The sequence below is a fragment of the Pseudoalteromonas shioyasakiensis genome, from assembly GCF_019134595.1.
Lineage (GTDB): Bacteria > Pseudomonadota > Gammaproteobacteria > Enterobacterales > Alteromonadaceae > Pseudoalteromonas > Pseudoalteromonas shioyasakiensis_A.
Window position 1 is genome coordinate 2752467 of record NZ_CP077770.1, and the last position, 14651, is coordinate 2767117.

Consider the following 14651-nt stretch of genomic DNA (forward strand, 5'->3'; position numbering starts at 1 on the left):
TTATTCACCTAAGCGCTTTTGATGTACATGTAAATTAAGCTGCGCAATAGCTGGATGCTGTGCTAAAAAAGCCATTATATCTTGACTGCTTGCACACAGAAGATCATCAGGGTAGGTAGCAACTAGCGCTTCAAACATTGTAAAATCGGCAGGCTCATCAATACATAACCTCGCAGCACTACTGATATTACTCAACGCTTTAAAGTTACCACATTTGAATAACTCAGGATGCTGATAGATGTACGGTGTAACGTGCTCACGCTCATAGTCCTTAGTAGCTTGTTTAGCTGCATACCTAAGTGCTGCAACTGACATAATTTCTGCGTCAAATCCACGAATAAGATTGCCCGCATTAAGACTTGTATAGTCATCACCTTGCGCTAAGTGACTACTAACTAACTCATCAATCAATTTGCCATCAACTAATGGGCAATCAGCCGTCAAACGAATAATACGGTCCTCGTTATCTAATGCTAATTCATCTGCCACTGCGTTGAAACGAAGCAGTACATTATCTTTGCTGCCTCTAATAACTATAACGCCTCGTTGCTCGCAAAATGCGACTATCTTATTGTCATTTTCATTCTCGCTGGTCGCAATAACATGCTCAAACAATTTTGTAGCTTGAGTAACACGGCTGATGTGGTAGTCAAGTAACGACTTCCCCCCAACCTGTAGCAATACTTTTCCAGGTAACCGTGTTGAATCAAGTCGCGCTTGTGAGCAGGCTACAATCTTCATTGTGTTACGTACTCTAGTTTCATCGGTGTTCCTTTCGTTAACGCTTGTTTCGCAGGTTTACCAATTAACTCGTCTAAATAACGCGGATGCAATCCCAAGCCAGGACGCACAGAACGCAGGTTTTGTTCGGTAAATAACTCGCCCTCTTTAATATCTTCTGCAATATAAAGTGAACGACGAAATGCAACATTATCTTGCTCGCTTTTTGCCAGTCTAAAACTAGGCTCACCCAGTGCGCTTTTGGTATTTTTAACCGCAGACACCATGCGAGAAAATTCATTTGGATCTAATGAAAAAGCGGCATCGACACTTGTTGTATCGTTCGCCATTTTGAAGTGCTTTTCAATAATACTGCCACCTAAGGCAACAGAGGCAATCGCAGCAGTATCCGCCAAACTGTGATCACTTAAACCCACAGGTATATCTAGATACTGATGTAAATAGGTCAAGGTTGAAAGATTACAATCAGCAATTGGAGTAGGATACCCACTCACGCAATGAAGAATAGCTAACTGCGTGCCACCCGCTTCTTTCACAGCAGTGACTGCTTCTTCAATCTCAGCGAGCGTCGCCATCCCCGTCGACATGATGATAGGCTTACCCGTTTTAGCAGCGTATTGAATCAGACCAATATCAGTAATTTCGAATGAGGCTATTTTATATGCAGGGCAATTTAAATCTTCGAGTAAATCAATTGCTGTTTTATCAAATGGTGAAGAAAACAAAGTGATGCCATGCTCTTTAGCTCGTGCAAATAATGCCTCGTGCCAATGCCAAGGTGTATGTGCTTCCTCATATAATTCATATAAAGTGCGACCCTGCCATAATTTATCTTTCACAACAAATTCAGGACCATCATGATCCAGGGTAATTGTATCTGGACGATAAGTTTGAATTTTAATTGCACTTGCACCCGTTTTTGCTGCTGCATCAATTAGTTCAAGTGCTTTATTAATATCGCCACCGTGATTTCCTGAAAGTTCAGCAATCGTGTAAGGTTGATAATTTTCACCAATATCGACACCATCAATATTGATACTCTTGTGCAATTGCCCAACATCAAATTTTTTCATTATATTACTTCGACCATTATTTGATTAATCTAGCGCTTCAATAATGCGCTCTGCTGCCATACCATCAATTGCCTGTTGGCCATAAAGTGACAACTTTCTTTTTTTATCGGCTGAATTAAGCAAAAATAGAGCCTGTTTTACTACATTAGCAAAGTCAGTCTGCTCATTTCTAAAATCTATGCATTGATAAGCCGCATTGTTTAGTGTTGAGTCTAATGCTTGAGATTGGTTATCAACCAAAACTAAAGCAATCGTTGGTACGCCTAAATACATTAATTCGTACAAACTCCCCCCTGCTGACGTTATAGCAATATCAGCTTCACTCATTAATCTAGCTAGATTTGGATAATCAATATGTAATTCAAACTGATCATGTTGCTTTAACCTATTGAGCAAAGTAAGTGTATTTTCTGAACAGCTACTACTCACTGCAACAACGAGCTTTGTAATATCATTACTAGCAACAAGTTTTTGGCAAAGCTCGGGAGTCAACATTTTGACATCCGTACCACCTAAACTAATAAAAATACTCTTTTCAATAAAGCTTTCGCGCGTCCTATACGATTTAAACTCACTTCTTATTAGCCGATAATCTAAACCTTGTAACACCCTAGGCGCTTTATGAATTGTATCGACTACATCGCTAGGATTGACGATTAAATCAAATTCTAATTGCCCCTGATATGTGCCATCATCAAATATAACAAGTTGTTTTACTGTGTTTTTTAACTGAATTAGTGTTTCGCTTGATAGAGCATAATCATCAACAATTAAAATATCGGCTTTTGATAGCATGGTTACAAGAGTGACTTCATCTACAACACACTCAAGAACCCCCCCCATCCCGCTGAGTTTACCATGCAACTGTGGGGCTAAATCACGGTAAAAAAGTGTGACCTTATGCTGTTTGTTAAGCAGCACTTCGATCAACGCTATTTGTCGCATTACATGCCCATAGCCAATTTGCTGGCTTGCATTTGCATAGATTGCTATCATACTGAATGCCTATATTAACTTATTGAAAAAGTTATAAGTTAGCTTAAATTAAAGTCACTTTATCACGTCGTGTGGCAAGCTTAATAGAGAAACGTGTCCACAACCAGAACCATTAGGCTAAATGACCACTTTATTATGGTCTATAATTTGCTTACAAAAAAACTATAAATACCAAAGAATTATATTATGTCGCACGCTATTTTTATTTTTGGTGCAGGTGAAGCCGGTAAGGCCGCTTTGAAATACCTGCAAAATGACTTCCAGGTACTGGGCTTTGTTGATAATGACACAACCAAACAGGCTAATAAACTGGCAGGTTTAACAGTGCATGCGCCAGAAGAATTGCTAAAAATGCAATTTGATTATATTTATGTCGCGAGTGAGTTTTTTGAACAAATTGAACGCCAACTACAAACTGAATTAGCAATTAATGTAAATAAAATACGTATCCTCCCTGCACATGCAATCAAAGGAATTCAATTAGGTAATACAGAAGCCAACCAAAATGCTCTTAAGTTACTTGCGATAGTGACAGAGACATTAAACAAAGATAATGTCGCATATTATGTCGATGCAGGAACTTTGCTCGGTATAGTTCGAGATAATGCGCTTATCCCATGGGATGATGACTTAGATATAGCCATAAATAGCACAGACACAGATAAGTGTTTTCAATCAATTACCTCCCTGCTTGAAAGACTAGAGCTAGAATTTAATACACCTTGGGAGCTCTTTATAAATAAAGCGCGTAATGACTATAACAGTATCCATAAAGGTGATTGCGCTTCATTTAAGTTAAGACCAATCAAAGCTCAGCGCAAACTTGCACAACTTGACGTTTTTATTAAATACGTTGATGAGGAGCTAATGCATTATGTTATTTCATCGCGAGGATTTACTATGCCTAGTTCACACCTTTTAACTACAGAAAAATACCAGTTTAATAATATCACTCTCAACTTACCCTCTAATGCGACAAGTTACTTAGCAACACATTACGGTGACGATTGGCAAACCCCTAAAAAAGACTGGAATTTAAGTATGATCAAAAGTGCAACAGTATTTGAGAGTTAATTAATGAAAACAATACTTACATACGGCACCTTTGATCTTTTTCACATAGGCCATCTCAACTTACTGAAGAAACTTAAAGGTATGGGAGATCGTCTTATCGTCGGCGTATCTACTGATGAATTTAATTTAGAAAAAGGCAAACAAAGTATTTATAAATATCAGGATCGTGCCGATATAGTAGCTGCACTTGAATATGTTGACTGTGTAATCCCAGAACATAGCTGGAAACAAAAAGTACAGGATATTCAGAAGTATAATGTTGATGTTTTCGCAATTGGGAATGACTGGCAAGGTAAATTTGACGAATTGAAATCGTATTGCGAAGTTATTTACCTGCCTAGGACTGAAAATATCTCATCAACCGCAGTGAAAGAAAGTATAAACGCACTAAATGCTGCAAAAATTGATGAATTAAAATTTGCTTTAGATAGCATAAAAACAATAATTTATACCATTGAATAGTGAGAACTAAATATGTCACTGTCAGACTTTTATTTAAATAGTGATTTTCGTATAAAAATTTTAAATGCAATCAAAAATGATGCAATTGAGTTTGTATCTTTTGATATTTTTGACACTCTTGTAAGAAGAAACTGTAATAAACCGAGCGATATTTTTACTCGAATAGCCGAAAAAGCAATTTTAGAAGGTATTTTAATTAATTGTGATTCAGACTCTTTTCGAAATAGCAGAATCTACTTCGAAAAAAAAGCTAGGCTGAATAGCACAAATCAAGACGTAACTCTTCATGAGATTTACGCAAATTCTCCATATCCAAAAAAAACACAACAAGCATTAATTGAAATAGAAAAAAGAGCCGAGCTTGAATCTTTATCTTTAGATCCTATCGCATATAGGTTAGTAGCTGAAGTAAGCAAGTCTAAGAAAATAATTGCTATTTCAGATATGTACTTAGACTCTAGTTTTATTTCAGGGTTATTATCTAAGCTACTCCCCAAAATACATTTCTCACAGATATTTATCTCTAGTGAAACAAAACTAACAAAAGCATCAGGGGACATGTATTCCCATGTATTGAACGAGTTAAAGATAAATGCTAAAAACTTAATTCATATTGGTGATAATGTAAAATCAGATTTTAACAATGCCATCGAAATGGGAATTAAGGCTTTTCATTACAATAGCCCCAGCTGGTTAGAGAGGGCTTTTAAAAGAGAGAATATTTTCCAAAACAAATACTCTACCTTTATTCAAAAAGCAAGAGTTACAGCATCGCTACTTTCACCAAATAACTATAGCCATGAAGAGACAATGGCATTTCTTAATGGTTGTGCTATTCATGCCCCAACTATCGTGGGTTTTGTAAAATGGATCAGAAAGGAATCTGAACTTAGAGGTATTGAAAAACATCTTTTTTTAATGAGAGAAGGTGAAATATATAAAAGAATTTTTGACTACTTTTTCGAAAAATCTAACAGTGAGGTATTGTATGCCTCGAGGAAAGCGACATATTTACCTTCCATTTCTACAGAGGAGCTAAATAAAGAAATCTCAGAAGTACTTTCAAGAAAAAACTATACTGTTAAGAATTTAGCTCAAGATTTATATTTGCCAACTCAAATGATTGAAACTTTGGAATCAATTGCAGGTGAAGAGATTCAATTTATTACGAGTGATATACAAAAAGCCAAAAAGCTAAGAGAAGCACTAGAGCAAAGTGAAATACAAATTCTTGAAAAAATACAAGATAAAAAAGCTATTTTTAAAGCCTATACTAAAGAGCATTTAAATGGTCAGTTACCTGCTTTAATAGATTTTGGTGCTGGAGCAACTATTAATTATCAGATAACAAAAGCTCTAGAAGAACCTGCGATTCATCACTTCTTGTTTTATGCTACCGATAGAGCATATAGCAGAACACATAAGCTGAGCCTTTCATCATTTCTGCCTCTAAATGATGATACTCGTAAAAATATTAACTATTTATATAGAAGCCCTGAAATATTTGAGTTTTTCTTAGTTGGAAAAAATACAACAACCTTAGATTACGAAAAAGTTAACGATACAATAAAGCCTGTTTTATGTACAAATAAAACATCACCTTATAACAAAAAGTTAATCGATGCTTTCAACCATGGCGTAGATTGCTATATCGCTGCAACAAATGCATTTGATCATGATGAAGGTTCTGTAGAAGCCAGATTAGCTGCTATCTCAGTACTAACTCGACAAGTAACTTTTCCTACCTTGGAGGAAGTACAATTTTTAGGTGATTTAGGTCATAATGATAACTTTGGTGCAGACAGCCAATACAAGATTATAGAAGAGGAAGAAATAAACCAAGTATCAAAGCTAGGCATTCATGAGTTCTGGAAAGAGCATAAAACTTACAAAGGCACTCTATCTCATCGTATCACTTGGCCACATGGTTTAATAACAAAATTAGAACATGACTATTTAGCAAAAAATGTTTTCCTTTTAGAAGAAAATGAACACAAACATGCTGAATCTCTGTTAAAAATAGCAGCACAACTTCCTCCTTTAAGAAATAAAACGGCGATTGTTTATGGCGCTGGAGAATTTTTTGATGAATTAGAAATATTATTAGATTCAGAAAATATTAAAATTGAATTTTTAATCGATAAAAAAGCAACATTAGGTAGCTTTACCAAAAGAAACTATAAAGTTATCAGCCCAGAAAATGCAAAAAAAATGAATAAAAACAATATAATTGTTGCATCTGAAGCTTTCCTTGATGAGATTAAACAAAATATTAACTCTCTCAACATCTGTAATGGAGTTATAATTACATGTTAAAGTTTGATAATGAATTAGAAAAAAGAACATTTCTATTTGACCCTCTTTCTGTAGTTGATCTCAGGAAAAAATCAATAAATGAAGGCTTATATGGACCATCAATTCATATTATTAATAACATTGATAAAATTGAAGAAACTTTAAAATTTATCAAGTCATTAACAGAAAAAACAAGAGTAACTCTTACACTTATTAATGAAAACTCTAATGTTAAAAAAGAAGATATAGAAACTATTCTATTCAAAAATTGTTTCATTAAATCATTTATTGATTACTCTTACTTTGACTATCAAGAAATCCAAAACAATCAAAACTTTTTAATAGGAACATATAACTATTTAGGAAATATACATAACGCAAAAAAAACATATAATTGGCTTATAAATAATAGAGATCTGCATATGGATATGCTAAGAGAGACAGGGCCAAGATCTGACGCTCATACATATAGATATGTATGGGCATCGAATTATATAAGAGAATCTGACTCCGTAATGGACTGTGCTTCTGGCTTAGGTTACGGCGCTTACTTAATTTCTAAACTATCAAAATCAAAAAGTGTATTAGGTCTTGATATTTGTAGTGATAGCGTTAACTACGCTAATCAAACATATGGTTCTAATGACTTATCATTCAATTGCTTTGATTTGGATAATGTAGCAGCTGCGAACTTTCCTAAAGCTGATTGTATTATCTCATTTGAAACTATCGAGCACTTAAAAAACTACGACAATTTTTTCAAATTCAGCTCAAAACACCTAAAGCCAGATGGAAGATTAATTGTCAGCGTACCCTATATGTGGGTAGATGAAAGCGGCAAAGACCCAAACCCTTATCATTTTCACGAATTTGATTGGCTGAAACTTAAAACTCTTTTTCTTTCTTATGGTTATTTAATTGAAAAAAGATATTCACAAACAGCTCCTGGAGGGTTTAAGTTAGCAAACGCTTTGAGGGAGTTTATTGAAATTGATCCTGAACGTGGCGAGCTTGATACCGAGTGGGTTTTAGTCGTAGCAACCCCTGACTTATCTAACCCTATTTGGAAACATAAGCTAAATGAAACAAAGTACTTAAACCCAGAATACGATTTTAAAGAAATACCTAAATATATAGATTTCGCCAACTCAGAATGCATCCCATGGTTCCACAGGCAGATTATCCAGATAGGCCAACGTATTGCAAGTGACGATAAAAGAAAAAACTATGGCGAGGAATTACTAAGACTAGATCTTTCCATCTGTGATAAATTAATGCTTAACACTGTAATTGGCTATTCAACAGTAGAGCCACCTACTGAATGGTTCGAACAAAACTTACAGCTCTTGGAATTAGCTGAAAAGCAATTAAAAACTCCGTTTTTGCTAAGGTGGTCTATTTCATTACGTTATCTAATTGGATATAAGCTGTTTAATGATAAAAAACTTTCTGAAGCTCAACAAATCTTTAGTCAGCTAGAAAATATCGAAGTTAGTGAATTTACACCTCTACTTGTAACAAAGACAAGCCAGTCATCAGTGTTTTTAGCAATAATATGTCTTTACAAAAATGATGTAAAAACCGCCACTTCACACTTAGAAAAAGCTCGAATAAATACAATTAAAAAAATAGAAGAATTAACTACAGAAATAAAAAATAATAATGATAAAAAAGCTCCTTTCCTGTGGACAGAAATGGCAGAGATAATGGATTTAGGAGATAGTATTAATCGATGCATAATAACATTAGAAAAAGATAACCTCACAAAAGCAAAATTAAATATAATAAAAATTATCAATTCTCGGAGGTTCGGTTTATTTGATTTAACAGAAAAATTATTGAGATTAGTAAAAAACAAAGGAAGCTCAAACTTCGAAAAAATTTTCAAGGTTATAGAAGCTAATATCATAAAAAAAGTTCAAAGCATTAGACCCGAGAAAGTTGCATTTTGGGGCATATCCCCGCTTTCAAAGCAGCTAGAAAGCTCATTAGCAGATTGTATTAAAAGTAACTACTTTTTCATCGATAGCACACCTGAAAAGCATTCTGAAGCGAGTTTAGGAAAAAAAATACTAACTCCGGAAAAAGCATTTTTAGAAAAACCTGATTTAATTATCATTTGCTCTGTCGCTTCTGGTGAAAAAATAAGTAATTCAATACCAAAAAATATACCTAATATTTACATAAACATTAAAGGTTAAAAATGAATAAAGAAGAATTGTCTTATGCATTAATTGAATCTATATCTCAATTAATTTCAGATCCTTACTCAGCTATTTATAAGCCAAAGAATTTTTTACAGCTTGATGCTAGTATTTCAACTTTAGAATACATAAAGAAACATGCTAGTAATGCGATATTACTACGAGATAGACTCGAGGTCCTTAGCTACGTTTCTAAGATGCTAGACTCAGATTTAGAACAAGTTCTAGAGTTCGGAGTTTTTAAAGGCACAACAATTAATCATATTGCAAAGTTATTACCTAAAAAGAGAATTTATGGTTTTGACTCTTTTGATGGGCTGCCAGAGCAGTGGAATGGTTATATTGGTAAGCAAGGCGACTTTAATCTCGAAAAGCTCCCCCATGTTGAAAATAATGTAACACTTATCCCTGGCTGGTTTGATGAGAGTATTGATGCCTTTCTATCTTCAAATCAGTTCAACAGTATATCACTACTCCATATCGATTCTGACCTTTATTCATCTGCAAAAACAGTTTTATCTAAACTGGAATCAAAAATAGTCAGAGGTACGATTATAGTTTTTGATGAATACTTCAATTACCCAAACTGGAAAAACCACGAATATAAAGCTTTTCAAGAGTTTATTGAAAATAGCAACCTTTCATACGAATATCTGGCGATAGGGCACCACCAGGTTGCAGTGAAAATTACTTAATTAATCTATATAATAGGTACCTACTTAAGAATATTGCATACTTAAGTAGGCTGCTCGATTTATATTTCAAATAGAATAACCAAAAGTTTTCATATAATATCCACAATGTTCATTAATATAATCAATGTCTTTTTTTGACAAAACTGACTTCCAATTATTCAAACTTTGCGAGTTTATTGGCTTAGATAAATCTATCTTCCCATGTCCTTTTTTACCTTTTTCAAAAAGGAGATGACTATTAAATACATTCTCGTGTTGGGGTAAACCTAAGTCATCTATAATCTTAGTTAAAACTTCACGTGGATTTTCACACATATCTTCATAACGAAAAATACTTAAATCATCTCTAATAGCTGCCATTCGTCTATTATAAAAAAGAACAAACCTTTCTAAGTTTGAAATATCTTTATTTAACTCATTAAATAATTGTTCATCAATTCCTTTAGCCCAAGCTAATATCCTCGTTTTAAAGTTTTCTTTTTGTTGCTCATCAGGTAAGCCTTTATCATAGGATATTAAACTGCTAAAAATTGCTCTTGGATCTCGAATAAGAGAAAAACCTTTATATTCATAATTATGCTCCCAAACACCTTGTTTAAGAACTAATATATCTTTTCGCTTTAAGTCTTTATGGAGACACATTTTACTTTTCCCCCAAACAAACTGCTCTTTAGACTCTTTCAAATAATTAAATAATCTTAAATCCTCTAAAAGCTCTTTTTCCCTGAGGTTATGAACAATTGAAATTTGTGGGTGTGCGGACAATGCTCTTAACAGCAATGTTTCACCACTCATAGCCATGCTAAATATATGTAAAACTGGCACTTTAAAGTCATTTTCATTAGCGGGTTCAACTAAGTTAGTTAAATCCATCCCCCAGTCACACACTTCATAGACAGATTTAGGGTAATCTTCTCTTATATCTCTTAGATAAGATCGCCATAACACATTAACTTTATGATAAAGATCTAATATATCTACCTCATTTTTCAATGAGCAAAGTTCACTAATGATTGGAGTATGATAATAAAGAAGAGAACCTTTTATAAGATTAAAGTTATGCCTTTCAATAGTATCTCTATACGCATAAAGATACCTTTCTTGTCTTTTTAAGTTTGACAAGCAATCTTGTAGGCTATTAACTTGGTCGCCTGATATTTCCAACAACCCATCTACCATTTTAAGGGTAGCACCTACATTTAAAAGCTTTCTTATTTTAAATTTATCGACGTTTAAAACTTCAAATTTGGCTTTTATACGATCAACAATTACACTTTTTTCAATTTCGACTACTAAATCCAATAACTCCGTTGGTAATGTTTCTATGACACCATTTATTTTAGCGCCATCGCCAACATGATAAATACTTGCATCTGAATATAACTTTACAAGCTTCTCAAACTGACTTATTGAACTTCGAAAAGTATTGTTCGTTTTTACCTCTTTACCAAAATTACCTGGCACTAAATCAGTATCCAACTTCATTTCATTATAACCATATTTACCACCTTGGTTATATATACTGTACTCAGAGTGTAATTTATCATGAACAGTTCCATTATCAACACCGAATAGATATATATTCTTAAAGCCTAGTTCCAAGGCGTAAGAAAGAGCAGTGTTTGAAACTAATGGGTTACAATATGAAATAAAATGAGCGCTTTCTTTCTTTACACTATAGTTAACTAAGTTTAAGAAATCTGAACTTGCTTCAGCCCCTTTTAAAGTCATACCTGACCAAGAATATAGGTCAAATGTATCAGGGAACACAGTATTAACAGCAAGTAAATTTATTTTCTTCAATGTTTCTTTAGAAGCAAGGTCTTCGATTACCTGAAAATTCCTAAATGGCCGCTCTAAAAGAACATGGAAATCGGGAATCACTCCATTTTTAATTAAGCTCCCAAGAGCTGATCCAGCAGCTATAATTATTGCCTTTTTAGAATTCTTTTTAATATAGTCTAAATTCAGGTCAAGAGAAGGGCCATTTCCAATTACGAAAACTGGCGTTTCTTTATTGGCAGGCTCGATTTTATTTTTAGTAAAAATTGGTATTGAATTTTCCAAGTTACTAAGCGTATGTGCTATGCCAGTTACTGAATCATTGTAAAACCCAAAGCCATAATGAAAGCTGAAGAACTTTTTCCTAAAATCAGATACTAAGTCATTTATCAGATCTGTACGAAAATGTTTAATAATCAAACAAGATGCAACTGAATATGGCCCAATATCATCAACAATATTATAGATATCTTCAATAAATGTTTCTCTAGTTGCCCCTAATAGTAAAAAAAGGCATTTACCTTCCGAGTCTAGTTTTTCAAGTATTAAATGCCAATCAATACAAAAAAGGCTTGCAAAAAACACTTCAATGTCAGGCTCAACCAAGAAAATATGATCTATAGAAACTGAGTTCACTAACTCTTGGAGTTGATAACCAAGACCAAGACCAAAAAATACAACAGTTGGATAGTTACTCTCTATTTTTGTTCTTAGTTTTGGTTTATTAGTTTCATAAAACTCATTTATTTCTACGCTTAATTTCTCCATATACCTAATATGAAGTCGGCAGTCTAGATTCCACTTATTCCCATCATGAATTTTCAACTTAACAATATCTGGTGAAGTTAAAGCTCTGGTTAATTGTAATTTAGACTGTTCTAAAGGGTCATCATTGTATAAAGGGGATTCAGCCAAATTAGGAATAAAATTGCCATGACCAGACTTAGTCACATGAAGACAAAAATCTTCTCTCGGTTGAAACTCCTGAATCGCTTTAAATACGTCTGGGTAGTATTGTTCAAAGGCTGCGAGGTTTTTAGAAAATCGTTCATTTGCTTCAACAGCAAACTTTTGCTCTCTTAGTTCATGCGCCTGCGCATCAGTTAATTTTTGCTCGAGCTTTTTAAATTCTTCGTTAAAATTTTCTGGGAGGGTCATAAGTAGTATGCCTATTTCAGTTGGTTATACATCCCAACCTTTTTCTTATTTTTAACTATTGTAGATAATTCTCGTTTTTTTTGCTCTTTTAATTCAGCTAGATCATTACAAAGCGTGATAATACGAGAGTTAATAGTATTAAGAGCGTCTTTATCTGAATCAGATATAGATTCTTCTGATGAGAATATTGTCTTTAAGTCACTCAATAGGTTTTGAAGTTGTGAGTTAGACTCTTCTATCTCTAACTCACCAACATGCTTTTCTAACTGAGATAGCGTTGACTCTAGCTGTTCCAACCTAGCTTGCATGAGCACTGTTTTCAGCGAAAGTTTGATTGCGGATATCGGCTGGAATTGCATCCCATGCAGATTTGATTTCTTTCAACAAACCAGAAACTTCGTCAACGATAGAAGTATCATTTTTTATACTAGCGTCGATAAGCCTGTCAATCATGTAAGAATAAAGCGAGTAAAGATTTTCAGTTACTTCACCGCCCACTTCAAAATCTAAACAACCTCTGAGAGCTTCAAGAATAGCGGATGCTTTTGATAAATGTTCACTTTTGGCTTCCAAGTGTTTTTTATCTATCGCCACTTTAGCTAAAACCATCTTTTCTATGGCCCCAGCCATTAGCATTTGGATGATTTCATATCTATCAGCACCTGCTACTCGCGTTTTCAGTGCTTCTTTTTGATAGTTCTTTACTCTGGCGTTATACATACATCACCTTTGGTCATAAATTTATTTATTAATTCAACTATTAAGACGACTTAGTGAACCCTGGTAAGCTAGATAACTGAGCCGACAAATAAGATTGGGTTGACTGCATGTTTGCAAGCAAAACATCTAAACCAGCATACTGCTCTCTTAACCTAGCTTCTAAAGACTCCATACGGTATTCGTGATTAATCACATCATCCTCTAAATCATCTAATTGTGAATTTAATGAATCTTCTCGCTGCTTCATAATGCCTTTAGAATCAACATAATTGTCTAAAAGAGATTCTAACTGCTTAGCGATACCGTTTTCACCTGCAAAAGCCTTGCCAATATCATCGTAGTTCTCATCCATAACCTCATTCAAACTACGAACTAAGGTAGACTTTTCTAGATATCCATCTTTATCTACGCCTAAGCCAATATCAAAAATGCTAGTAAACGGGCCAGCGTCTGTTATCTCTGAAGATAAAGCATTAACTAATTGAGAATCAAATGAACGTATTGTTGAATCACCATTAAGAGGTTTTCCAACACGAGTCTGAAAGCCTATTTGACCAATTAAATTGTTATAATTTTTTATAAATTCATCGACGAGCTTAGTTACACTGTCTCTGTCAACTTCAACAGAAAGCTTAGCTGTTTCATTGTCAACACTCTGACGCTTAGCGACGATAGTCATATCTTGAACAGCATCTTTAAATGTATTGGTATCACTAACGATAGAAATACCATCAACTTTGATCTCAGCACTTTTGGCTTCATCACCTGCAGCAATAGCAATACCACCAGCACTCACACCATCGTTAGCAAGCGTTGAAACATTATCTAATTCGGCGTTGTCATTAGTAATAACTAAGTCATTACCTGTACCTGACACATTTGATGTAAGTACTAATTTTGATTCAGTACCTGTGTTGATGATATTTGCTGTTACACCAAAGTTATCGTCAGAATCATTGATTGCATCACGTAAGTCAGCAAGCGTTGCTCCTGCATCAAGGGTTAAGTCAAAGCTTTTATCACCCGCGGCAAAAGACAAAGTACCGCCCGATGCGGTCACCACATCATCTGTTGAGGTAAATAAGCCCGCATTAGAGGTAGCTCGACTGCCTTGAGCTAACTCAACAACTTCAATGTTAAAATCCCCTGGGGTGATTTTAGATGTCGTTGTAACTGAAATTAAGTCACCATCATCACTTGTTGGCTGCTTAATATTCGCAATACGTTGATTAAAGTTATCGATATCAGCAAGTTTTTCAATGGTATCTTGCAGTTTAGACATCGCAGACTTTACTTCTCCAAGAGAAGACAACTCAACCTGTAAATTCTCTTCTTTTTCTGCAAACGCTTGTAGTTTAGGGGTATTCTCAGCTGCAAGTGATGCACTGATTATACTCTCTAGATCTAGCCCAGAGCCAACCCCTGCAGATGTTATTAATGCCATTGTAATA

12 protein-coding genes are annotated in these 14651 nt (G+C 34.5%); 5 read left to right on the plus strand and 7 right to left on the minus strand.

Annotated elements, in window-relative coordinates; all coding sequences use genetic code 11:
* The 3 genes from KQP93_RS12800 to pseG are packed head-to-tail and all read right to left on the minus strand — an operon-like array spanning position 1 to position 2810.
* A complete protein-coding gene (locus KQP93_RS12800) occupies positions 1 to 741 on the minus strand; it encodes a cytidylyltransferase domain-containing protein (RefSeq protein ID WP_217874728.1) in 741 nt (246 codons plus the stop codon).
* Positions 738 to 1814 carry a pseudaminic acid synthase gene (gene pseI / locus KQP93_RS12805; RefSeq protein WP_217874729.1) on the minus strand — a complete coding sequence of 359 codons (1077 nt, stop codon included), beginning with the start codon at positions 1812 to 1814 and terminating at the stop codon, positions 738 to 740. Before pseI ends, KQP93_RS12800 begins: the two co-directional genes overlap by 4 nt.
* A 24-nt stretch (positions 1815 to 1838) precedes the next feature.
* Positions 1839 to 2810 carry a UDP-2,4-diacetamido-2,4,6-trideoxy-beta-L-altropyranose hydrolase gene (pseG, locus tag KQP93_RS12810; protein WP_217874730.1) on the minus strand — a complete coding sequence of 324 codons (972 nt, stop codon included), beginning with the start codon at positions 2808 to 2810 and terminating at the stop codon, positions 1839 to 1841.
* 186 nt (positions 2811 to 2996) lie between these two features.
* Here pseG and KQP93_RS12815 point away from each other — a divergent pair, with 186 nt between their 5' ends.
* The 5 genes from KQP93_RS12815 to KQP93_RS12835 are packed head-to-tail and all read left to right on the plus strand — an operon-like array spanning position 2997 to position 9540.
* On the plus strand, positions 2997 to 3884 hold the full coding sequence (locus tag KQP93_RS12815) for a LicD family protein (RefSeq protein WP_217874731.1): 888 nt from the start codon (positions 2997 to 2999) through the stop codon (positions 3882 to 3884).
* Positions 3885 to 3887: 3 nt separating this feature from the next.
* Positions 3888 to 4346, plus strand: coding sequence for a glycerol-3-phosphate cytidylyltransferase (tagD, locus tag KQP93_RS12820; protein ID WP_217874732.1), 459 nt, complete (start codon positions 3888 to 3890; stop codon positions 4344 to 4346).
* 12 nt (positions 4347 to 4358) lie between these two features.
* On the plus strand, positions 4359 to 6662 hold the full coding sequence (locus KQP93_RS12825; protein ID WP_217874733.1) for an HAD-IA family hydrolase: 2304 nt from the start codon (positions 4359 to 4361) through the stop codon (positions 6660 to 6662).
* A complete protein-coding gene (locus tag KQP93_RS12830) occupies positions 6656 to 8842 on the plus strand; it encodes a class I SAM-dependent methyltransferase (RefSeq protein ID WP_217874734.1) in 2187 nt (728 codons plus the stop codon). Before KQP93_RS12825 ends, KQP93_RS12830 begins: the two co-directional genes overlap by 7 nt.
* A 2-nt stretch (positions 8843 to 8844) precedes the next feature.
* Complete coding sequence (locus KQP93_RS12835) at positions 8845 to 9540, plus strand: class I SAM-dependent methyltransferase (protein ID WP_217874735.1); 696 nt, start codon at positions 8845 to 8847, stop codon at positions 9538 to 9540.
* A 66-nt stretch (positions 9541 to 9606) separates the two neighbouring features.
* On the opposite strand, the gene KQP93_RS12840 is transcribed toward KQP93_RS12835, so the two are convergent.
* From KQP93_RS12840 to fliD, 4 genes are read right to left on the minus strand one after another with little or no spacing between them, the layout of a single operon-like run.
* Entirely contained in the window at positions 9607 to 12480 is a 2874-nt protein-coding gene (locus tag KQP93_RS12840; RefSeq protein WP_217874736.1) for a 6-hydroxymethylpterin diphosphokinase MptE-like protein, read from the minus strand.
* Between the two features lie 11 nt (positions 12481 to 12491).
* The gene (locus tag KQP93_RS12845) at positions 12492 to 12788 is read right to left on the minus strand and encodes a hypothetical protein (RefSeq protein ID WP_217874737.1); all 297 of its coding nucleotides are present in this window, start codon (positions 12786 to 12788) and stop codon (positions 12492 to 12494) included.
* Complete coding sequence (gene fliS / locus KQP93_RS12850; RefSeq protein WP_217874738.1) at positions 12778 to 13200, minus strand: flagellar export chaperone FliS; 423 nt, start codon at positions 13198 to 13200, stop codon at positions 12778 to 12780. Before fliS ends, KQP93_RS12845 begins: the two co-directional genes overlap by 11 nt.
* Positions 13201 to 13240: 40 nt before the next feature.
* Positions 13241 to 14644 carry a flagellar filament capping protein FliD gene (fliD, locus tag KQP93_RS12855; protein ID WP_217874739.1) on the minus strand — a complete coding sequence of 468 codons (1404 nt, stop codon included), beginning with the start codon at positions 14642 to 14644 and terminating at the stop codon, positions 13241 to 13243.
* Positions 14645 to 14651 lie beyond the last annotated feature (7 nt).